We start from the raw sequence: 21,966 nt of genomic DNA, 5'->3' as shown, positions 1-21,966 counted from the left end.
AAGGGCGACGCGAACAATCAGGATACTGGACGATCCCGCCAGGACCCAATCCGGGGACCGGGCCGGCGGACGGGACCGTCCGCGGGTCAGCGGCCCTGGTCGTCGTACTGCCTCAGCTGGTCGAGATTGATCATGCTGGTGTCGAACAGGCTGGTCTCGTCCAGGGCGGCCCCGCCCTGCTGGTAGCCGCCCGCCTGCGGGTGGGCCGGCTGCTGCTGGGGCTGCGGCTGCCAGTACGGGTCGGGCTGCTGCTGGTAGGCCGCCTGCGCCTCGGAGTACTGGGGCTGGGGCGCGGCCGCGGCGTAGGGATCGGGCTGCTGGTACGGCTGCTGCGCGGCGTACGGGTCGGGCTGCTGCTGCCCGTAGTCCTGCGCGTCGAAGTACTGCGGCTCGGGCACCGGCGCGGCGGACGGCTGCTGGGTGGCCGCCAGGTCCGCGAGATAGCCCTCGTCGGTCATCTGGTGCGGGATGCCCGGGCCGTCCTCCTGGCCGGCGATGTGCGCGGCCAGCTCGTCGATCGGCTTGACCTTGCCCTCGAGCGTCTGCCGGCCGCGGCCGACGGCCTCCAGGGTCTTGCTCAGCACGTTCTCGAAGGCCTTGAACTGCGCCTCGATGTAGTCGTCGGCGCGACGCCGCTGCTCCATCGGGTCGGAGCTGCGCTCGGGGGCCTCGTCGAAGCCGTCGCCGCTCTGGTACGCCGGGTCGTACCCGGGGTCGTGGCCCAGCAGCTTGCTGCGGCCCCGGTCGACGGAGCCGATGGTCTTGGTGAGGACCACTTCGAAGTTGGCGAGCTTGCTGTCGACGTAGTCGTCGGCCTCGGCGCGGATCTGATCGGCCTCCTGGCGGGCCTCGGCGAGGATCCGCTCGGCCTCCTCCTTGGCGCGGTGGGCGACCTCCGTCTGGGAGAGGAGCTCGCCGCGCTGCGAGTGCGCCTGGCCGATGATGCGCTCGGCCTCCTGGCGGGCCTGCTCCACCATCTGCTCACGGCCGCCGATCAGCTCCTGCGCCTGGGCCAGCGAGCCGGGCAGGGCCTCGCGCACGTCCTCCAGCATCTCCAGCAGGGAGGTGCGGTTGACCACGCAGGATGCGGACATGGGCATGGACCTGGCGCCCGCAACGGCGGCGACGATCTCGTCGAGCCTCTTCTGTACGTCCATGGTGGGGAACTCTACGGCTTTTCATTTGTTTGCGGGCGCCGGACCCGTTCGCCCCCCGGGAGCGCTACTTCTTCGCCAGCCGGTCGGCCAGCGCCCGCTGGACCACCGGCGGGACGTGGTCGGAGACGTCGCCGCCCCAGGCCGCGACCTCCTTGACCAGGCTGGAGGAGAGGAAGCTGTGCAGCGGGTTGGTGGGGATGAAGAGGGTCTCCACGCCCGAGAGGCCGTGGTTCATCTGGGCCATCTGCAGTTCGTAGTCGAAGTCGGAGACCGCGCGCAGGCCCTTGACGATCGCGGGGATGTCGCGCTGCTTGCAGAAGTCCACGAGGAGGCCGTGGTAGGCCTCGACCCGGACGTTGCCGTAGGAAGCGGTGCACTGGCGGATCAGGTCGATCCGCTCGTCGACGGTGAACAGGCCCTTCTTGGACTTGTTGATCATGACGGTGATGTACACCTCGTCGTACAGCTTCGACGCGCGGGCGATGATGTCGAGGTGTCCGTGGGTGACGGGGTCGAAGGACCCGGGACAGACTGCGCGGCGCACGTGTCCTGCCTTTCCGGTGGGAGGTGTCTTTCCGTCGCTCTTCGAGCTGGTCATGAGGCGGCGCGACCGTACCAGAGGGTGCCCTCGCCGTACCGGCGCGAGCGCAGCGGAACAAAACCGTCCGGCCAGCGGAACTCGCCGCCCCGCGTGCTGCGTTCCACGGTGGCGAGCGCGTCGGCCGTGAGCCACCCCTGAGTGCGGAGTGTGAGGAGGATCTCCCGGACCGCGTCGTCGGTGACCGCGTACGGGGGGTCGAGGAAGACCACGTCGTAGGGGGTGCCAGGGGGCGCGCCGGCGATCGCCTGCTCGGCCTTCGACGCGCGGACCTCGGCGCCGGGGAGGGCGAGGCTGCGGACGTTGTCGCGGATCGTACGGACCGCGCGGGCGTCGGCCTCGACGATCAGGGCGTGCGCCGCGCCGCGGGACAGGGCCTCCAGCCCGACCGCGCCGGAGCCGCCGTACAGGTCCAGGACGCGGCGGCCGGCGAGCGGGCCGTGCAGCGCCTCCCAGGTGGAGAAGAGGCCCTCGCGCGCACGGTCGGACGTCGGCCGGGTCCCGGTGCCGGGCGGCACCGCCAGCCGTCGTCCTCCGGCCGTCCCGGCGATCACACGCGTCATGGGGCCAGCGTAGAGGAGGGGTGCCCGTCAGCCCTTGTCGAGGTACTCCTCCCGCTCCGCGTCCAGCAGGGACTGCAGGGCGCCGCGCAGCTCCGGGTACGCGGTCAGCTCCGGGTCCCGCGCGACGATCGCGGTGGCCTCCTCGCGGGCGGCGGCGATGACCTCCTCGTCGTCGATGACGGCGAGCATCCGCAGCGAGGAGCGGGAGCCCGACTGGGCCTGGCCCAGCACGTCGCCCTCGCGGCGCTGCTCGAGGTCGATACGGGAGAGCTCGAAGCCGTCGAGGGTGGCCGCCACGGCGTCCAGCCGGGCGCGGGCCGGGGAGCCCTCGGGCATCTCCGTGACGAGCAGGCACAGGCCGGCGGCGGCGCCCCGGCCGACGCGGCCGCGGAGCTGGTGAAGCTGGGAGACGCCGAAGCGGTCGGCGTCCATGATCACCATGCCGGTGGCGTTGGGGACGTTCACCCCGACCTCGATGACCGTCGTGGCCACCAGGACGTCCACCTCGCCGGCGGCGAAGCGGCGCATGACGTCGTCCTTGGCGTCGGGATGCAGCCGGCCGTGCAGCATCTCGACGCGCAGGCCCGCGAGAGGGCCGGCGGTGAGCTGTTCGGTGATCTCGACCACGGCCAGGGGCGGGCGCTTCTCCGCCTCGTCCTCCGGAGCGGCCTTCTTCCTCGCGTCCGGCTCCTCGTCGCCGATCCGGGGGCAGACCACGTACGCCTGATGTCCGGCCGCGACCTCCTCGCGGACGCGCTCCCAGGCGCGGGCCAGGAAGTGCGGCTTGTCCGCGGCCGGGACGACATGGCTGGCGATCGGCGAGCGGCCGGCCGGGAGCTGGTCCAGGACGGAGGTCTCCAGGTCGCCGAAGACGGTCATCGCGACCGTGCGCGGGATGGGTGTCGCCGTCATGACGAGCAGATGCGGCGGCTGCTTGCCCTTGCCGCGCAGGGCGTCGCGCTGCTCGACGCCGAAGCGGTGCTGCTCGTCGACGACGACCAGGCCCAGGTCGTGGAACCGCACCTTGTCCTCGATGAGCGCGTGCGTGCCGATGACGACGCCCGCCTCCCCGGTGGCCAGGTCCAGCAGTGCGCGGCGGCGGGCGGCGGCGCCCATCGAGCCGGTGAGCAGCACCACCTTCGTCCCGTGCGCCGAGCCGCCGAGCAGGCCGGCCTCGGCGAGGTCGCCCATCATTTCGGTGATCGACCGGTGGTGCTGCTGGGCGAGCACCTCGGTCGGCGCCAGCAGCGCGGTCTGGCCGCCGGAGTCCACGACGGCGAGCATGGCCCGCAGCGCCACCAGCGTCTTGCCGGAGCCGACCTCGCCCTGCAGCAGCCGGTGCATGGGATGCTCGGTCGCGAGGTCGGCGAAGATCTCGGCGGAGACCTGCTGCTGGCCCTCGGTGAGGGTGAAGGGCAGCCGGGCGTCGAAGTCGGCGAGGATGCCCTCGGGGCTCGGCAGCCGGGGCACGGCCGGGGACTGGCTGTCGGCGAGGCGGCGGCGGGCCAGGGCGACCTGGAGGACGAACGCCTCGTCCCACTTGAGCCGTTCGCGCGCGACCTCGATGTCCGCCTTGCTACGGGGGCGGTGGACCTTGTGCAGCGCCTCCGGCAGCGTGGTCAGGCCGCGGGACTCGCGCAGCGTGCGCGGCACCGGGTCGACAACGCCCTCCCAGCGGGAGGCCTCCAGCACGCCGAGGACCATCTCCACCGACTGGTCGATCTGCCAGGAGGCGAGCTTGGCGCAGGCCGGGTAGATCGGGATCAGCTTGTTCGCCCACTCCTCGGCCGCCGCGGACCCGCTGTCGGCGTCCAGCAGCTTGAACTCGGGGTGGGACAGCTGGCGTTTGCGGTTGAAGACCGTGACCTTCCCGGCGAACAGGCCGCGCCGGCCCGGCAGCAGCTGCTTCTGCGGCGTGAAGGCGCCGCGGCCGAAGAAGACCAGCGTGAGGCGCCCGCTGCCGTCGGTGATGACGACCTCCAGCCGCTTGCCGCGGCCGGTGCCGAGTATGCCCGCCTTCTCCACCTCGGCCACCACCGTGACGTGCTCGTCGAGCGGCAGCTCGCCCAGGCGGGTCAGCTCGCCGCGCTCCGCGTACCGCCGGGGATAGTGGTGCAGCAGGTCGCCGACGGTGTGCAGGCCGAGCTGCTCCGCCATCACCTTCGCGGTGGGCGGTCCGACGGTCTTCTTCAGGGGCTCATCCAGCACTGACACGTCGTCCATTGCACACCATGGCTCCGACAGGGCCGGGACAGCACCGCGAATTCCCTGGTGGAAAGGCCCGCGACCGGCCTACGATGACGCTCCCCCGAACGTTTTCCGCGGCCGCCCGCGCGCGGATCTGCACGCCGTGCAGGCCCCCGGGACCCGCCCTACCCGCGCCGCCCCTGCCCGGGCCCCACCGGCGCCTCCCGGTGATGGATGACTGACCAGAACCAGCACACCTTCCAGGTCGATCTGCGTGGCCTCGTCGACCTCCTCTCCCACCACCTCTACTCCAGTCCCAAGGTCTATCTGCGCGAGCTGCTGCAGAACGCCGTGGACGCGATCACCGCCCGCCGCGCCCTGGAGCCGGACGCCCCGGACCGGGTGCGGCTGTACGCCGGGGACGGCTCGCTGCGGGTCGAGGACAGCGGGGTCGGGCTGACCGAGACCGACGTGCACACTCTCCTCGCCACGATCGGGCGCAGCTCCAAGCGCGGCGACGGCGGACTGGAGTCCGCGCGCTCGGAGTTCCTCGGCCAGTTCGGCATCGGCCTGCTGGCGTGCTTCGTCGTCGCCGAGCGGATCCGGGTCGTCAGCCGGTCCGCGCGCGATCCGCTGGCGCCGCCCGTGGAGTGGACGGCGCGCGACGACGGTTCGTACACGGTGCGCACGCTCCCCGAGGGGGAGCGCCCCGAGCCGGGCACCACCGTGTATCTCACCGCGCGCCCCGGCTGCGCCGACTGGCTGGCCGAGGGGCGGGTGCGGGAGCTGGCCCGGGACTTCGGCTCGCTGCTGCCGTACGACGTGCGCGTCGGCGAGGGCCGTATCGGCGAGCTGCCGGCGCCGTGGGCGCGGCCGTATCCGAGCCCGGGGGCGCGGCGGGTGGCCCTCTCCGGGCACTGCCACGAGACGTTCGGCTTCACCCCGCTGGACGCGATCGGCCTGGACGTACCGCTCGCGGGGGTGAGCGGGGTCGCGTACGTGCTGCCGTCCGCCGTCTCGCCCGCGCAGCGCGCCGGGCACCGCGTGCATCTGAAGGGCATGCTGCTCACCGACCGGGCGGACGCGCTGCTGCCGGAGTGGGCGTTCTTCGTCCGCTGCGTGGTCGACACCGACAGCCTGCGGCCCACCGCCTCGCGCGAGTCGCTGTACGAGGACGAGACCCTCGCCGCCGTACGCGACGCCCTCGGCGGGCGGATCCGGTCGTGGCTCGCGGATCTGGCGGCGAGCGACCCGGAGCGGCTGGCGCAGTTCCTGAACGTCCACTATCTGGGCGTGAAGTCCCTCGTCCGGCACGACCCGGAGCTGCTGGGCCTGATGCTGCCCTGGCTGCCGTTCGAGACCACGGACGGGCAGCTGACGCTCGCCGAGTTCGCGCAGCGCCACCCCACCGTGCACTTCACGCGGACGGTGGAGGAGTTCCGCCAGGTCGCGCCCATCGCGCAGGCGCAGGGCATCGGGGTGGTCAACGGCGGCTACACGTACGACGCGGAGCTCGTCGAGCTGCTGCCCCGGGTGCGTCCGGGCACGGCGGTCGCCGAGCTGGACGCCGACACGGTGACCGCCCATCTGGACGCCGTGGACGCCGGCGAGGAGCTGGCGCTGGGCGCGTTCCTGGCCGTGGCGCGGGACCGGCTGCGGACGCTGGACTGCGACGTGGCGCTGCGCGCGTTCCATCCCGTGACGGTGCCCGCGCTGCATCTGGACGACCGGGCGTCGCGGCACGAGAAGGCGCGCGCGGAGGAGGCCGGGCAGGCGGACGACCTGTGGGCCGGGATCCTCGGCTCGCTGCGGGGCAGCGCGCCGCGCACCCGGCTCGTACTGAACCACCACAACCCGCTGATCCGCCGCATCGCCGCCCTGACGGACCCGGAGCTGGCGGGCACGGCCGTCGAGGCGCTGTACGGGCAGGCGCTGCTGATGGCGCAGCGGCCGCTGCGGCCGGCGGACTCGGCCCTGCTGAACAGGGCGTTCCTGGGACTGCTGGACTGGGCGACCCCGGTGCGGGCGCACGAGGAGGGGGCGGGCGATGAGTGACCGTATCGAAGAGATCCGGGCGGCCGTCCGGGAGAACGACCAGGAGCCGGAGGGCCCGGCCCGCAACGCGCGGGCGGAGCGGCTGCTGGCCGAGGCGGAGGAGACGGGCGACCGCCCGCTGCTGGTGACGGCGCTGTTCAACCTGCTGTCGGCGTACACGTACAGCCTGGAGAAGGACAAGATGTTCGTCCCCTTCGCGCGTGTGCTGCGGATGTGGGACGAACGGCCGGAGGACTTCGGCTGGTACGAGACGCACCATCTGCACTGGGTGTTCAAGTGGGTCTCCTCCGACATGCTGGACCAGCCGCACATCCCGCTCGCCTCCGTCGAGAAGTGGCAGACGGAGATGGAGCACCGCTACCGGCTCGCCGGGCACTCGGAGCGGGCCGTGCGCCAGGGCGATCTGCGGATCGCCCGCCACGTCGGCGACCTGGCGCGGGCCGAGGCGGCGTACGACGCCTGGCAGGCCGCCGACCGGGACCAGATGGCCGACTGCCACGCCTGCGAACTGCATCTGCAGGGGTCGTGGCTGGCGGAGCGGGAGCGGTACGAGCAGGCGCTGACGGCGTGGCAGCCGGTGTTCGACGGGCAGTTCACCTGTCTGCACGAGCCGCACGCCGTCCTGGCGTCCTCCCTGCTGCCGCTGCTGCGGCTGGGGCGGGCGGACGAGGCGCGCTCGCACCATCTGCGGGGCTGGCGGCTGGTGCGGCAGACGGACTCGATGCGCGGGGCCGTCGCCGACCACGTGGAGTTCTGCGCGCTCACCGGGAACGAGGCGCGCGGGCTGGAGCTGCTGGCCGAGCGGCCGGCGTACTTCACCGACAGCGGCGACCCCGAGAGCCAGATGGCGTATCTCGCCGTCGCCGCACTGCTGATGGACCGCCTCGTCGCCCTCGGCCACGGCGGACAGCCGGTGCCGGGGCCGGCGGGCCGGGAGTGGACGGCGGACGCGCTCGCCGGGCACGCGCGGCGCGAGGCCCTGGCGCTGGCGGCGCGGTTCGACGCGCGCAACGGCACGGACCGGGTGTCCGCCGGGCTGCGGCAGCGGCTGGACCGCGCGCCGCTGGTGGAGCGGCTGCCGCTGGGGGTACGGGCGACACGGCTGTCCCCGGCGGCCGTCGCCGCGCCGGCCCCGTCACCGGTGCGGGACTTCGCCACGCTGTACGACGAGGCGCGGCGGCTGTCCGCGGAGCTGCGGCCGGGGGCGGACGACGCCTGGGCGGCGGCGGAGCGGGCGGCCGAGCGGGAGGGGGCGGACCTCGGCCCCCTCGAGCGGGCGGAGCTCACGGCGCACCGCGCCGCGCGGCCCGAGGTCGGCGACACCGAGGCGGCGGAGCTGCTGGACGCCGCGGCGGGGCTGTACGAGGAGGCGAAGGCGCCCGGGAAGGCGGCGGCGACCCGGGCCCGGGCGGCGTACGCGCGGGCGCTCACCGGGGAGAGCGAGCGGGCGCTCGACGCCTGCACGGCGGCGCTCGGCGCCGTCCGCGCGCTGCACGCGGCGGGCGGGGCGGAGGCCCGGGACGTACGGACGGCGCTGACGGCCCGGGCGCGGATCCTGTGCGCGCAGGAGTCCCCGGACGCGGCGGACGCCCTGCGCGAGCTGATCGCCGCGGCCGGGTCCGGGGAGGCCGACGCCGCCGCGCGGGCCTCCGAGGCGTACACCCGCCTCGGGGACCTGGCCGGCCGCCGGGAGGACCTCGCGGAGGCCGCCGCCTGCTACCGGCGCGCCGCCGAGGCCGCCGACGGCGCCGGCCTGGCGTGGCTCGCCGTGGCACCGCACGCCCAGCTGGCCGAGGTCAGCGCACATCTGGACGACCCGGAGACCGCCGAACGCTCCGCCCTGGCCGCCCTGGAGCACGGCGCCGCCCTGCTCGCCCCCGCCGGCTTCGCCCGCCTCCACGGCCTGCTCGCCGACCTGTACGCCGACACCGGCCGCCCCCGGGAGGCCGTCGAACACTCCCTGAGCGCCGCGCACTGGGCGGACGAGGCGGGACTGAGCGAGGGCCCCGGGGCGTGGGCGCGGTTCCGGCTCGGCGGGCTCTACCGGCACCTCGGGCGGCTCGACGAGGCGGTGGCCGTGCTGGAGGCCGCGCTGGTCGACCTGACGCCCGAGACGCACGGCGACGGGGCGGTCGTACAGGCCCACTGGTGGCTCGGTGACTGTCTGGTGGAGCGGGGCGGGCACCGGGAGGCCGCCGAGCACTATCTGCGCGGCGCGGCGATCGCGGAGGGCTGGCCGGAGCAGACCGACCACGCGCGGCTGGCCCATCTCGCGGCGGGCGCGCTGGAGGGCGCGGGGCTGGACGACGAGGCGCTGAAGGCGTTCGAACGCGCCGGGGAGCTGTGGCGGGCCGTCGGGGACGCCGCCGGGCTGGTCAAGTCCATCCGGGCGCGGGCCTGGCTGGCCGCCCGCGAGGACACCGCCGCGGGGCTCGCGCTGATGGAGCAGGCGGTGACGGAGTGCGCGGACACCCCCGACGGGATGCTCGGGGACACCCTGCGCCAGGCCGCCGAGCTGCTCTACCGGGACGCCGGCGACGAGGCCGGCCATCTGCGCGCCCTGGCGTACGCGGAACGGGCCGCCGCCGCGCACCGCACCGCGGGGGACGCGGGCAAGGCCGCCTCCGCCGAGATCCTCGCGGCGTGGATCGAGTCCGACGCGGACCGGGGCGACGCCGCGCGGGAGCGGGCGCGGCGGGTGATCGACGGTTACGCCGGCGACGACAGCGAGCAGGCGCGGGAGCTGTGCGAGGAGGCGGAGAACGTCATCGGCTACGTGGCGTCGTAAGGGGGTCTACTCCACCCCGATGAGCAGGCAGGCGCCCTCCTGGCCGCCCTCGTAGACCACCGTGTCCACCGCCAGCCTGCTGCGGCGGACATGGGCCTGGAGCCCCTCCGCCAGCCCCTCGGGGGCGGTGGGGCCCACGACGAGGGTGACCAGCTCGCCGCCCGCCGCCAGCATCCGGTCCAGCACGTCCTGCGCGGTGGCGGCGACGTCCTGGCCGATGACGGCCACATCGCCCTCGATCAGCCCGAGGATGTCCCCGCGCTCGCAGATCCCCGCGGTGGTCCACGACCGCTCCCGGGCAACCAGCAGCTCCGCGTGCCGGGTGGCGCCGGCGGCGGACGTCATCGCGACCACGTCCTCGTCGAAGCGCCGCTCCGGCTCGTGCACGGCGAGCGCGGCGAGCCCCTGGACGGCGGCGCGCGTCGGGATCAGGGCGACCTGCCGGCCGGCCGTACGGGCCTGCTCGACCGCGACGGCGGCGGCGTGCCGCAGCGCGGGGTCGTTGGGCAGCAGGATCACCTCGTTCGCTCCCGTGGCGCCGATCGCCGCCGCGATCTCCCCGCTGGCCGGGAGCTGCCCGGCGGGAGCCACCACCGTCGAGGCACCGGCCTCGGCGCACAGGTCCGCCAGCCCCTGCCCCGGTACGACGAGCACCACCGCCCGCCCGTCGCGCACGGCCTCGGGCGCCGGGGGCTCACCGCAGAAGTGCGTGACCTGGATCCGGTGCGGCCGCCCCGCCTCACCCCCCGCCTCGATCGCGGCCCCGGGGTCGTCGACGTGCACATGCACCCGCCACAGCCCGTCACCGCCGCTGATCACCAGCGAGTCCCCGAGCCCGTCCAGCCGCTCCCGCAGGGTGGCCACCGCCGCGTCGCCGGCGTCCAGCAGATAGATCACCTCGTACGCGGGCCCGCCCTCCGTCATATGCGGATCGGCCCCCGCCACCGCCGCGGCCACCACCGGCGTCCGCGCCGGAGGCCGCGCGACGGGCGCGAGCCGCAGCCGCGACGCGTCCCCCTCCAGCGCGTCCACCAGCGCCCCCAGCACCGTCACCAGACCGCTCCCCCCGGCGTCCACCACCCCCGCGCGGGCCAGCGCGGCCAGCTGCCCCGGCGTGGCCTCCAGCGCGGTCCGGGCGCCCGCGTGGGCGGCCCGGGCCACCGGCAGGGTCGCGTCGCCGTCCACGGCGGCCGCGGCCGAGGCGGCGCCGGCGGCGACGGTGAGCATCGTGCCCTCCACGGGATGCGCCACGGCCTCCCGCGCCGCGGCGGCCGCCCGTACGAGAGCCTCCCGCAGCCAGGGCCCCCCGGCCGTCTCCGGGCCGGCCGGCACCGCCGCCATGCCGCGCAGCAGCTGGGCCAGGATCGTGCCGGAGTTGCCGCGCGCGCCGAGGAGGGCGCCGTGGGCCATGGCGTGCATCACATCGGAGAAGGCGGGCGCGGCGTCGCCGTGCGCCGACCAGACGGCCTCCACCGCGGTCCCGGCGGACTCCACGGTCAGATACAGATTGGTGCCCGTGTCCCCGTCGGGCACCGGGAAGACGTTGATCGCGTCGATCTCCGCCCGGGTACTGCCCAGTGCCTGCAGGGCCAGGGAACACCAGACCCGTACCGAAGCGGCGTCGAGCACCGGGGCCTCCTCGCTGGGTGAACGGGCGGTGACGGACGGACGGCGTGCAGTCGGCAGCGTAATGCGTGCGCGGCCGCCGGGCGCGGGCCGGGGGGCGGGAGCTGATTTCGTACGGTCACGGCGGCCGTAGTATGCTGCTCAGGTTGCCCGGCACCTCGTCGGGCCATTCCGTCCCGGAAGTCTTCCGGGCCGAGGAACCGCATCTGAAGTCTTTGGAGTGACCCGTGGCTGCCAACTGCGACGTCTGCGGCAAGGGGCCGGGCTTCGGCAACAGCATCTCCCACTCGCACCGCCGTACCCCCCGTCGTTGGAACCCCAACATCCAGACGGTCCGTACGGTGATCGGTGGTACGCCGAAGCGCCTCAACGCCTGCACCTCGTGCATCAAGGCCGGCAAGGTCTCGCGCTGACGCCGCGCGCAGCCTTCCGGACGCTTTGAGCCGGTCCACCCTCCGGGGCGGGCCGGCCTCTTTGCATGCGTACGCACGGCCCGGCCGGCACACGAAAAGCCCCGCCACCCACCCGGGTGACGGGGTTCGTTCGTGCCTGACGGCTACCGCAGCCGCGCCATGAGGGCGTGCTCGACCAGGGTGATCAGCGCGGACTTGGCCTCCCCGCGCTGGCGGGCGTCGGTGGTGATGATCGGCGTCTCGGGGCCGATCTGCAGCGCCTCACGCACCTCTTCCGGCTGATACGGCTGATTGCCGTCGAACCCGTTCAGCGCGATGACGAACGGCAGCCCGGAGTTCTCGAAGTAGTCCACCGCCGGGAAGCAGTCCGCCAGCCGCCGCGTGTCCACCAGCACCACGGCGCCGATCGCACCACGCACCAGGTCGTCCCACATGAACCAGAAACGGTCCTGACCCGGCGTACCGAACAGATACAGGATCAGATCCTGGTCCAGCGTGATACGGCCGAAGTCCATCGCCACCGTCGTCGTGGTCTTGTCCGCCACCTGCGACAGATCGTCGATCCCCGCCGACGCCGACGTCATCACCGCCTCCGTCCGCAGCGGATTGATCTCCGACACGGAACCGACGAACGTGGTCTTGCCCACGCCGAAGCCACCCGCCACCACGATCTTCGCGGAGGTCGTGGAGCGGACCGGGGCGGTATTGCCCCCGCCGGCGTTAGAGCTTGCGAAGTCCACTGAGCACCCTTTCGAGCAACGTCACATCTGGCTGTCCCCCCGCGGATTCGTCCCCACCGGGCTGGTGGATGGTCACCAGGCCCGCCTCCGCCAGGTCGGCCACGAGGATCCGGGCCACCCCCAGCGGCATGGTCAGCAGCGCCGAGATCTCCGCCACGGACTTGATCTCGTAGCAGAGCTGGCAGATGCGCTGGTGCTCGGGCAGCTGGGACTGCAGACGGCCGGGGTCGGCGGTCGTCTGGACCAGCGCCTCGATGGCGAGCTGATAGCGCGGCCGGGTCCGGCCGCCCGTCATCGCGTACGGTCTGACCAGCCGCGACTGCGTACGGCTCGCGCTGCCGCCGCCGTGCCCCTGGCCGCCGCCCCGGTCACCGCCGTGCCCCTGGTGCTGCGGCATCGCCGCCGGCGCCTGGGCCCCCGCGTGCTGGCCCGGCCGCGGCGCGGGCGACGGGGCGGAGGGGAAGTCGTACTGCGTGAGCGGCTGCTCCGCGGGAGCTCCGGGGGCAGGCCGGTGCGGCGGCCGGCCGTAGCCACCGCCGCCGTACGGCCAATCCCCTCCGGGCCCGTACGGCCCGCCCTGGTGCTGCGCTGCCACTTGTTTCCCCTTCCGACCCGTCCCCGTCGGTACGCGGTAATGCGCTTGACGAACCTTAGCCCTCTTCGGATGGAAAGCGCATCGGTTGTCTGTTAGTTGAGAAGGCTGCCCTGGAGCTCTGCTCGCAGGTCAGGCGTCAGAACCGTACCCGCCCGGTCGACCAGGAGCGCCATCTCGTAGCCCACGAGGCCGATGTCGCACTCCGGGTGGGCGAGGACGGCCAGCGAGGAGCCGTCCGAGACGGACATGATGAAGAGGAAGCCGCGCTCCATCTCCACCACGGTCTGGTTGACGGCGCCGCCCTCGAAGATGCGCGACGCGCCGGCGGTCAGGGAGGTCAGCCCCGAGGCCACCGCGGCCAGCTGATCGGCGCGGTCGCGCGGGAAGCCCTCGGACATCGCGAGGAGGAGTCCGTCCGCGGAGACCACCACCGTGTGCGACACACCCGGGGTGTTCTCCACGAAATTGGTGATCAACCAGTTCAGGTTCTGCGCCGCCTGGCTCATCGCGCTCACACTAACGCTCCTGATCGTAGGTACTGCCAGGACCGAAGTCCTGGTTGAAGCTGCTGTCATTCTGCTCGGGGCGCGATCCCTGACCGCGTCCCTGCTCCACACCCCGGCGCAGGTTGCTCAGCCTGCCCCGGACGTCCTCGGGGGACCGGGAGACCTGGGGGCCGCTCTGCGGCGGCTGCGGGGCCGTGCCCTCGACGAGGTTGGCCCGGGGCACCCGCTTGGGCAGACCGGACTGCGTGGTGCCTCCGGTCTGGGGGGCGCGCAGTCCCGACGCGCGATCCCAGCGGTTGTTGTCGTCGGCCGGCAGGGGGTCGAATCCTACTGGCTGCTGGGGTCCCGTGGGCGAGAGGGGAGGCTGCTGCGGCTGCTGGTGCTGCTGCGGCTGCTGCGCGTACGGGTCCTGCGGGGCGCCGAAGTCACCGCGGCGGGGCAGCGCCGAGCGGCCGCCGTCGTCGTACGGGGGCTGCTGGCCGGGCTGCGGCACCGGCTGCTGCGGCAGGGCCTGCTGGGGGCCGCCGGCCGGGGGCAGCGCGGCGGCGGGATCCGCCGGGGCCAGGCCGTCGGGCGCGGGCGCCTCGTCGCGGAACAGGGGCCGGTTCGGGCGGCCGACCCGCGCCTCCAGCGCCTGGCGGCGCTCCTCGCGGGCCAGCGAGCGGCTGACGGGGTCGAGGATCTCGGTGTCCTGGTCCCGGCCGGCGAGGCCGTGACCGGGGGCGGGCGGGCTCTGGGGCGCCGGGGCCTGGCCGTAGCCGGCCCCGTAGCGGGAGTCGTCGAAGCCGAGGTCGGCGGCCGGGGTCTGGCCCGCGGCGTGCCGGGGCTGGAAGGCGGGCCGGTTGTCGATGATGCGGGACACCGTGAACTCCTCCTCCGGCGTCATCGCCTCCGGGGCGCCGCCGAAGGTGATCGCCTCGGGCAGCATGACCAGCGAGGTCGTACCGGACTGCTCGCCGGAGGGGCGCAGCTGGACCCGGATGCCGTGCCGGTCGGAGAGCCGGCCGACCACGAACAGGCCCATGCGCTGGGAGATCGCGGCGTCCACGGCGGGCGGGTTGGCGAGGCGGTGGTTGATGTCCGCGAAGTCCTCGGCGGTGAGGCCGATGCCCTTGTCGTGGATCTCGATCATCACGCGGCGGTCGGGCAGCCGGGTCGCGGTGACGCGGACCTTGGTCTGCGGGGAGGAGAACGTGGTGGCGTTCTCCAGCAGCTCGGCGAGGAGGTGGACGAGGTCGGTGACGGCGGTGCCGTGGATCTGGCAGTCCGGTACGCCGGTGACCTCGATGCGCTCGTACTGCTCCACCTCGGAGGTGGCGGCGCGCACCACGTCGAGCAGCGGGACGGGCGAGTCCCAGCTGCGGCCGATCTCCTCGCCGGCGAGGACCAGCAGGTTCTCGCCGTTGCGGCGCATACGGGTGGCCAGGTGGTCCATCTGGAAGAGGTTCTCCAGCTGGTCCGGGTCCGCCTCGCCCTCCTCCAGGGTGGAGATGAGCTCCAGCTGGCGCTCGACGAGGCCCTGGTTGCGGTGCGAGAGGTTGGTGAAGATCGCGTTCAGGTTGCCCCGCAGCAGGGCCTGCTCGGCGGCGAGCCGGACGGCCTCGCGGTGGACCTGGTCGAAGGCGCGGGCGACCTCGCCGACCTCGTCGCGGGAGGTGACGGGGATGGGCTTGACGCGGGTGTCGACCTGTCCGGGGTCGGTACGGGAGAGCTGGTCGACCAGCATCGGCAGGCGCTGCTCGGCGACGCCGAAGGCGGCGTTGCGCAGGCGGCGCAGGCTGCGGGCCATCTGGCGGGCCATCAGCGCGGCGATGAGGAAGGCGACGAAGAGGGCGCCGACGGCGACGCCGGAGTTGACGAAGGCGTCGGTGCGGGCGTTGTCGGCGATGCGGTTCGCCTCGTCGACGGCCTCCTGGGCGAGTTCCTTCTCCGCCTGGCGGTAGACGTCGACCTTGGAGGTCGAGGACGCCCACCAGCTCTGCGGGGTGATGCCCTTGGCCGACAGGTTGTCCGGGGTGGCCAGCGGGGACACCATGTCGCCGACCATCATCGTGAACTCGGGCGGGGCGACGAACAGCTGGTTGCGCTGCTGCGCCTTCGCGGCGGCTTCCTTGATCTGCCGCTCGCCCTCGGCCTGGGCCTCCTGCAGCAGCTGCTGCAGGCGCTCGCCGTCCTTGGGCCGGCTGCCGAAGTTGAACTCCTCGGAGGCGATGGCCTCGAGCCGGGCGTACGAGGCGAAGGCCATCCGGATCGCGGGCAGCTGCTTCTCGTCCTTGACCGGGTCGGCGAGCAGCAGGTGCATGCCGATCGCGCGGTCGAGGGAGGCGGCGGACTCCGTCAGGGTGATGGCGTACAGGGACTTGCCGAAGCCGGTGATGTTCGACGTGCCCAGGCCCAGCTCGTTGGTGAGCGCCAGCAGCGGGCGGTAGATGAGGGCGTAACCGTCCTCGGTGTCCACGCCCTTGAGCGCCGCCGTGTACGCGGCCTGGCGGAGCTTGGGCAGCTTGGCCTCGGCCTCGTCGATGGCGGTGACGCGGCGGCGCAGGGCCTCGGTGTCCGGGATGTCGTGCAGCTCGGCGCGGAAGGCCTCGGCCGCCTCGTCGGTGGCGGCGCGGGCCTTGACGACGGTGTCGTTCTTGTCGCCCTTGCCTGCCAGCAGCGGGGCGGCGCTGGCGTCGCGCTCGTTCATGATGGCGAACGCGTAGGTGTTGGCCGCCTGCACGACATGGGCGACGCGTTCGGCGTCCTGCGCCTGCTGCCAGGTGTCGATGGAGGAGTTGACCCGCAGACCGCCGAAGACCAGGGCGATCACCACGGGGATGAGCAGGATCGCGTTCAGCCGGGTACGCACCCGCCAGTTGCGGGGCGAGAGCGCGCTCCCGCTCGCCGGAAGCGGCTCGGCCACGGGGGCGACCGCGCTCACGGGGGAAGCCGCTGCCGCACGCGGTGGCGGGGTGAAGTTGCCCCGCTCCTGGTGCGGGGTGCCCTTAGTGCGCCTCACGGACCAACAACCTTCCGGCCTACTCTGCAGTCAGTTCAGGGAATTCCAGCACGGTCCGCCACGGTTAACAAACGTCTCGCGGAAGCGGATCCTCCGCATCACGCTCCGTAAAAAACAGGACATTGTGGTCATGGGCCTCCATATGCCTGCCCGTGGATGAGCAGAACGGAACCGTCCGCCAACACAATGTTGTGCCCGACCTGCAATTCTCGTTCGAAACGTTATGAACATCTCCCGGAAACGCGAAGGGCGGACCGTGCTGAACCGCACGATCCGCCCAACTCGACTACAGACAGTGAACGCTTACTTGAGCCGCGCCATGAGGGCGTGCTCGACCAGGGTGATCAGCGAGGACTTCGCCTCGGCCCGCTGACGGGCGTCGGTGGTGATGATCGGCGTCTCGGGGCCGATCTGCAGCGCCTCACGCACCTCTTCCGGCTGATACGGCTGGTTACCGTCGAACCCGTTGAGCGCGATGATGAACGGCAGCCCGGAGTTCTCGAAGTAGTCCACCGCCGGGAAGCAGTCCGCGAGCCGGCGGGTGTCCACCAGCACCACGGCACCGATCGCACCACGCACCAGGTCGTCCCACATGAACCAGAAACGGTCCTGACCCGGCGTACCGAACAGATACAGGATCAGATCCTGGTCCAGCGTGATACGGCCGAAGTCCATCGCCACCGTCGTCGTGGTCTTGTCCGCCACCTGCGACAGATCGTCGATCCCCGCCGACGCCGACGTCATCACCGCCTCCGTCCGCAGCGGATTGATCTCCGACACGGAACCGACGAACGTGGTCTTGCCCACGCCGAAGCCACCCGCCACCACGATCTTCGCGGAGGTCGTGGAACGGGTGGGGCCGGCTGGTCCCGGGCCTCCCCCGTATCCGGCGTTAGAGCTTGCGAAGTCCACTGAGCACCCTTTCGAGCAAAGTCACATCTGGGGTTCCGTCCGCCTCGCTGCCGCCGCCCGGCTGGTGGATCGCCACCAGTCCGGCCTCGGCGAGATCGGCCACGAGGATGCGCGCCACACCGAGGGGGATGGCGAGCAGTGCCGACACCTCGGCCACCGACTTGATCTCACGGCAGAGATGGCAGATCCGCTGGTGCTCAGGGAGCAGACCCTGCAGCCGCATCGGGTCGGCCGTGGTGCTGACCAGCGCCTCGATGGCGAGCTGATAGCGGGGCCGGGTCCGGCCGCCTGTCATCGCATACGGCCTGACCAGGGGCTGGTCGCCATCACCCTCGTACGGTGCATGCGCACCGCCGTATGCATCGGGTGAGGCGGGTGGCGGGGTCATGGATCCTCCGAAGCGGAATCGATCTTCAGTTGAGCAGACTGCCTTGCAGTTCGGCGCGCAGGTCCGGGGTGAGCACCGCGCCCGCCCGGTCGACCAGCAGCGCCATTTCGTAGCCAACGAGGCCGATGTCGCACTCGGGGTGGGCGAGTACGGCCAGCGAGGAGCCGTCGGAGATCGACATGATGAACAGGAACCCCCGTTCCATCTCCACCACGGTCTGGTTCACGCTGCCGCCCTCGAAGATGCGGGAGGCACCGGCCGTCAGGGACGTCAGCCCCGAGGCCACCGCGGCGAGCTGGTCCGCGCGGTCGCGCGGGAAGCCCTCGGACATCGCGAGGAGGAGTCCGTCCGCGGAGACCACCACCGTGTGCGACACCCCGGGGGTGTTGTCCACGAAATTGGTGATCAACCAGTTCAGATTCTGCGCCGCCTGGCTCATCGGACTCAACTAACGCTCCTGGCTGTAGGTGGGGCCGTAGCCGCTGTTGTCACTACCTGTACCGCCTGCCTGCCTGCCCTGCTGAATGCCCCGTCGCAGGCTGGTCAGACGCCCGCGCACCTGGTCGGGGGCGCGGGAGACCTGGGGACCGCTCTGGTTCGTCTGCTGCTGCGCGGCACCCTCGACGAGGTTCGCCCGGGGTACCCGGCGCGGCAGACCGGACGTGGTGATACCGCCCGCGGTCGGGCCGGAGCGCAGCTGCTCCGCACGGCGCCACACGGCGTCGTTCGGGGACTGGCGCCACGGCGCGCTGTCCTGCCCGTCGCTTGCCTGCCGCTGCCCGTTCTGGCCGGCCGTCGTGATCGGTGACGGACCGCGGCTGGGGCGGGGCGGGATGGCGGGCGCCGCGGTGGCGACGCGCTGCTGGGCGGGCTCGGGAACACGCGGTGCCCGGGACGGCGGCGGGGGGGCCGCCGGCGCTCCGGCCGGCGGCGGCACCCGGCCGCCGCGGGTACCGCGGAACCAGTCGGACTCCATCTCCTCGAAGATCGGGGTCCGTTCGTTGCCGCGGGGCGCGGCGGGCGCGCCCGCCGGCTGCGACTGCGGGTACGCCGGGAACTGCCCGGTGTCCTGCGGAAGTTCGTACTCACCGGTGGCCTGCGGCTGCAGCTGCGGCGCGGCGGGGAAGCTCCCCGTGTCCTGCGGCTGCTGCGGGCGCGGGTACTCGCCGGTCGGCTGCGGCACCGGGAACTGGCCGGTGTCCTGCGGGACCGGGAACTGGCCCGTGTGCTGTGCCGGGAACTGGCCGGTGTCCTGGGGACCCGGCACCGGGAACTGCCCGGTGTCCTGCGGCTGCGGCGGACGCGGGAACGCGCCCGTGTCCTGCGGCTGCTGCCGCGGCGGGACCGGGAACGCGCCGGTGTCCTGCGGACCCGGCACCGGGAACTGCCCGGTGTCCTGGGGGCCGCCGTACGACGCGGACTGTCCGGGCACCGGGGTCTGCGGCGAACCGGCCGGCAGGCCCTGCGGCGCGGAGGGGCGGCCGTGCGCACCGCGCGGCTTGTCCTGCGGCGGCGGGCCGGAGAAGTCGGGGCGCGAGAACTGCGCCGTGGACTCCACGGGCTCCTCGTGGCCGCGCGGACCGTCCGTCACGGGGGGCATCCGGCCGGTGTCGCCCATCCGCGCGGGGCGGTCGTCCTGCGATCCGTGCTGGACGTCGGGCGCGGCACCGGGGCCGGGGCCCATGCTCGGGCGGCTCGTCAGGGACGGCTGGCCGGGCTGGCCGGGACCCTCGCCGCGGCTCGGCAGGGCCGGCCGGGGCTGGTCGCCGGCGCCGCGGCCGAGCTGACCGCGCTGCTGGGCGGCGGAGAGCCGGCTGGTGGCGGAGCCCTTGGTGGGACCGCTCGCCGCCGGGGCCTGCTTGCCGCCGGCCTGGCCGTTCTGGGTGACGTCGACGGGCAGCATGACCAGCGCCGTCGTACCACCGGAGTCGGAGGGGCGGAGCTGGATGCGGATGCCGTGCCGCAGGGACAGCCGGCCGACCACGAACAGACCCATGCGGCGGGAGACCGAGACGTCCACGGTGGGCGGCGACGCGAGGCGCTCGTTGATCGCCGCGAGGTCCTCGGGCGACAGGCCGATACCGGTGTCGTGGATCTCGATCAGCACCCGGCCGTCGGGCAGGGCGTGACCGGTGACCTTGACCTTGGTCTGCGGCGACGAGAACGACGTGGCGTTCTCGAGCAGCTCGGCCAGCAGGTGGACGAGGTCGTTGACGACGCGGCCGGCGACCTGGGTCGCGGGCACCGCGCTGAGTTCGATGCGCTCGTACTGCTCCACCTCGGAGGCGGCGGCACGGAGCACGTCGACCAGCGGGACGGGGCGGGTCCACCGGCGGCCCGGCTCCTCACCGGCGAGGACCAGCAGGTTCTCGCCGTTACGGCGCATGCGGGTGGCGAGGTGGTCGAGCTTGAAGAGCGAGGCCAGCTGGTCCGGGTCGGCCTCACGGGACTCGAGCTCGGAGATCAGGGACAGCTGGCGCTGGATCAGACCCTGGGAACGGCGCGAGAGGTTGGTGAACATCGCGTTGACGTTCCCTCGCAGGAGGGCCTGCTCGGCGGCCAGCCGGACCGCCTCGCGGTGAACGTCGTCGAAGGCCGCGGCCACCTTGCCGATCTCGTCCCGGCTGTGGATGCCCACGGACTCCACGGAGGTGTCGACGTCCTGCGGGTCGGTCTCCGAGAGCTGCTTGACCAGCTCGGGCAGCCGCTTCTGGGCGACGATCTCGGCCGTGTCCTGCAGCCGGCGCAGCGAGCGCACCATGGAGCGGGCCACGACGAACGCGCCGGCCAGCGAGATACCGAGGACCAGCACGATCAGGGCACCGGAGATCAGCGCGTCCTGCTCGGCCTCGGCGGCCAGCTGGCGGGACTTCTGCTGCAGACCCTGCAGGAGCGACGACTCGATCTTGATCATCTCGTCGATCCGGGGCTCGTACGTCTCGTACCAGTTCTGGTGCGAGGAGACGTGCGCCCGCTTGGGATCGGTGGGATGGTCGAGCAGTCCCTTGACGGTCTCGTTGGCCTGCTGGATCGCGTTGTTGGTGTCCAGCGCCTGGAGCTTCTCCTCGGCCGCGTCCGAGCCGTAGAGGTTGGTGAACTGCTTGATGTCGTCCTTCTCGGACTCCCGCGCGCTCTCCACCATGGACACCTCGTCCGGGGAGAGCTTGTTCTTGCTCGCGAGCGCCGCGGTGACCACCGCGCGCTGGATCGAGGCGTTCTCCTTGGCGGAGGAGAAGATCGCCAGGGCGCGGGTGGCCTCGATCATGTCGGAGTTGTTGGTCGCGGCGGCCATGTCGCCGGACAGGGCGATCAGCGCGTCGATGACCTCGCCGTAGCGCTGCACCGTCTGCAGGGCGTTGGCGCCCTTGCCGGTGTACGCGTCCTGGCGGATGTCGTCGAGGTCCCGCAGCTTCTCCGAGATCCGCACGAGGCTGCTTCGCACACCCTGCAGGGAGCCGGCGTTGGTGGCCTCGATCTTGCGGGTGGCGTTCTCGAACCGCTTGACCACGTCGGTGGTCTTGTCCCGGCTGTCGACGACCTCGAGGTCCTTGGCGCCCTCGACGATGACGACACCGGCGGAGAGGTCGCGCTCCTCCTGGATCTGCGTGGCCAGCTGGGTGGCCTGCCGCGTCATCTCGGTGAGGAGCTTCATGTCCTCCTGCTGCTGCATGTCCTTCCAGGAGGACTCGATACGCAGCGCGCCCAGCGTCGTGGCGGCGACCACGGGCAGGGCGAGGAGGGACACCAGGCGGGTCGAGATCCGCCAGTTGCGCAGGGCTATCCGGGAACCGGGTTTGACGTGGGCGCCGGCCGGCAGTCTGGGGGCGGCATAACCGCCGGCCTCGGGCGTGGGTATCCGCGGCGCGGGTTCGGCCTGGCCGCCGGGGCGCGGCGCGGGGCCGGCCGCGGGCGTGCCCTGGGGTCCGGAGGCGCCGTCGCGGGTGGTCATCCCACGCGGTTCCGGCTCGCCCGAAACGTCCCCACGGGCACCGGGCCCCTGGGGATGCCCCATGCCATCCCTCTTGAAACGTCCCTGCACTGGCGTCGCAACCTCTGGACCAGGTCCCCGGCACCTGGATGCCGGAAACGACGATCAAGTCGTGCGGGAACCGCAAAGCCCCGCTGTCGGTGTGTCCTTCGTAACCGGCGCATCTTCCCCGTGCAGCCCACCAACATGGCGCCCCTTTGCGCCCGCAGCCGGCTGCAGTCCAGCGACGGTCCGTGGAATTCCAGCACAGTGCCGGATCTCCAACAAGGCCCGGGGGTAACAGTGTGACGAGCATGACCCTGTGTGATGCGGCAGGTACGGGGGGTTCAATTACGCCGTCGAGATTTCGGACATTTGCTGACTAATCAATGAACCCCGCACGACACTTCGGCACCGCCTCTCAGGTGTGGAATAGACCAATGGGAGGCGGAATGACCGATTTCGGCGAT

Annotated in this window: 16 protein-coding genes; 3 read left to right on the top strand and 13 right to left on the bottom strand. The window is 72.8% G+C overall.

Translation table 11 applies throughout. The features are described 5' to 3' along the window. Positions 1–86: 86 nt before the first annotated feature. The 4 genes from SRB5_RS11800 to recG form a co-directional block, all read right to left on the bottom strand. A complete protein-coding gene (locus SRB5_RS11800) occupies positions 87–1,157 on the bottom strand; it encodes an ATP synthase F0 subunit B (protein WP_153451583.1) in 1,071 nt (356 codons plus the stop codon). Positions 1,158–1,221: 64 nt separating this feature from the next. Further along, the gene (gene coaD, locus SRB5_RS11795) at positions 1,222–1,701 is read right to left on the bottom strand and encodes a pantetheine-phosphate adenylyltransferase (RefSeq protein ID WP_323377757.1); all 480 of its coding nucleotides are present in this window, start codon (positions 1,699–1,701) and stop codon (positions 1,222–1,224) included. A 50-nt stretch (positions 1,702–1,751) separates the two neighbouring features. Further along, complete coding sequence (rsmD, locus tag SRB5_RS11790; RefSeq protein WP_153451579.1) at positions 1,752–2,318, bottom strand: 16S rRNA (guanine(966)-N(2))-methyltransferase RsmD; 567 nt, start codon at positions 2,316–2,318, stop codon at positions 1,752–1,754. 27 nt (positions 2,319–2,345) lie between these two features. After that, entirely contained in the window at positions 2,346–4,541 is a 2,196-nt protein-coding gene (recG, locus tag SRB5_RS11785) for an ATP-dependent DNA helicase RecG (RefSeq protein WP_153451577.1), read from the bottom strand. Between the two features lie 198 nt (positions 4,542–4,739). Between recG and SRB5_RS11780 the strand changes: the two genes are divergently transcribed. Continuing rightward, positions 4,740–6,560: an HSP90 family protein gene (locus SRB5_RS11780; protein WP_153451575.1), complete on the top strand. Its 1,821-nt coding sequence runs from the start codon at positions 4,740–4,742 to the stop codon at positions 6,558–6,560. Continuing rightward, positions 6,553–9,348: a tetratricopeptide repeat protein gene (locus SRB5_RS11775; RefSeq protein WP_153451573.1), complete on the top strand. Its 2,796-nt coding sequence runs from the start codon at positions 6,553–6,555 to the stop codon at positions 9,346–9,348. Before SRB5_RS11780 ends, SRB5_RS11775 begins: the two co-directional genes overlap by 8 nt. Before the next feature lie 6 nt (positions 9,349–9,354). Here the strand turns inward: SRB5_RS11775 and SRB5_RS11770 are convergent, their stop codons facing one another. Then, positions 9,355–10,977 (bottom strand): DAK2 domain-containing protein, encoded by a 1,623-nt coding sequence (locus SRB5_RS11770; protein ID WP_323377756.1) that lies wholly within the window; start codon positions 10,975–10,977, stop codon positions 9,355–9,357. Positions 10,978–11,201: 224 nt separating this feature from the next. Here SRB5_RS11770 and rpmB point away from each other — a divergent pair, with 224 nt between their 5' ends. Then, positions 11,202–11,387, top strand: coding sequence for a 50S ribosomal protein L28 (gene rpmB, locus SRB5_RS11765; protein WP_323377755.1), 186 nt, complete (start codon positions 11,202–11,204; stop codon positions 11,385–11,387). Between the two features lie 143 nt (positions 11,388–11,530). Here the strand turns inward: rpmB and SRB5_RS11760 are convergent, their stop codons facing one another. The 8 genes from SRB5_RS11760 to SRB5_RS11725 form a co-directional block, all read right to left on the bottom strand. After that, positions 11,531–12,127: a GTP-binding protein gene (locus SRB5_RS11760; protein ID WP_323377754.1), complete on the bottom strand. Its 597-nt coding sequence runs from the start codon at positions 12,125–12,127 to the stop codon at positions 11,531–11,533. Then, positions 12,108–12,722, bottom strand: a complete 615-nt coding sequence (locus tag SRB5_RS37475; protein ID WP_323377753.1) for a DUF742 domain-containing protein — start codon at positions 12,720–12,722, stop codon at positions 12,108–12,110. Before SRB5_RS37475 ends, SRB5_RS11760 begins: the two co-directional genes overlap by 20 nt. 92 nt (positions 12,723–12,814) lie before the next feature. Then, positions 12,815–13,228, bottom strand: coding sequence for a roadblock/LC7 domain-containing protein (locus tag SRB5_RS11750; protein ID WP_153451728.1), 414 nt, complete (start codon positions 13,226–13,228; stop codon positions 12,815–12,817). 10 nt (positions 13,229–13,238) lie between these two features. Next, positions 13,239–16,229 carry a sensor histidine kinase gene (locus tag SRB5_RS11745; RefSeq protein ID WP_323377752.1) on the bottom strand — a complete coding sequence of 997 codons (2,991 nt, stop codon included), beginning with the start codon at positions 16,227–16,229 and terminating at the stop codon, positions 13,239–13,241. Positions 16,230–16,532: 303 nt separating this feature from the next. Beyond that, entirely contained in the window at positions 16,533–17,141 is a 609-nt protein-coding gene (locus SRB5_RS11740) for a GTP-binding protein (RefSeq protein ID WP_323377751.1), read from the bottom strand. Further along, a complete protein-coding gene (locus SRB5_RS11735) occupies positions 17,122–17,529 on the bottom strand; it encodes a DUF742 domain-containing protein (RefSeq protein ID WP_153451569.1) in 408 nt (135 codons plus the stop codon). The genes SRB5_RS11740 and SRB5_RS11735 overlap by 20 nt, the downstream gene beginning before the upstream one ends. Positions 17,530–17,554: 25 nt before the next feature. Next, positions 17,555–17,968: a roadblock/LC7 domain-containing protein gene (locus SRB5_RS11730; RefSeq protein WP_165239165.1), complete on the bottom strand. Its 414-nt coding sequence runs from the start codon at positions 17,966–17,968 to the stop codon at positions 17,555–17,557. A gap of 9 nt (positions 17,969–17,977) precedes the next feature. Further along, positions 17,978–21,541: a sensor histidine kinase gene (locus SRB5_RS11725; protein ID WP_153451565.1), complete on the bottom strand. Its 3,564-nt coding sequence runs from the start codon at positions 21,539–21,541 to the stop codon at positions 17,978–17,980. Positions 21,542–21,966: the final 425 nt, after the last annotated feature.

This window comes from Streptomyces smaragdinus (genome assembly GCF_009604385.1).
Taxonomy (GTDB): Bacteria; Actinomycetota; Actinomycetes; order Streptomycetales; family Streptomycetaceae; genus Streptomyces; species Streptomyces smaragdinus.
The sequence above is the reverse complement of the archived record's forward strand: the minus strand, read 5'-3'. Positions and strand labels throughout refer to the sequence as shown.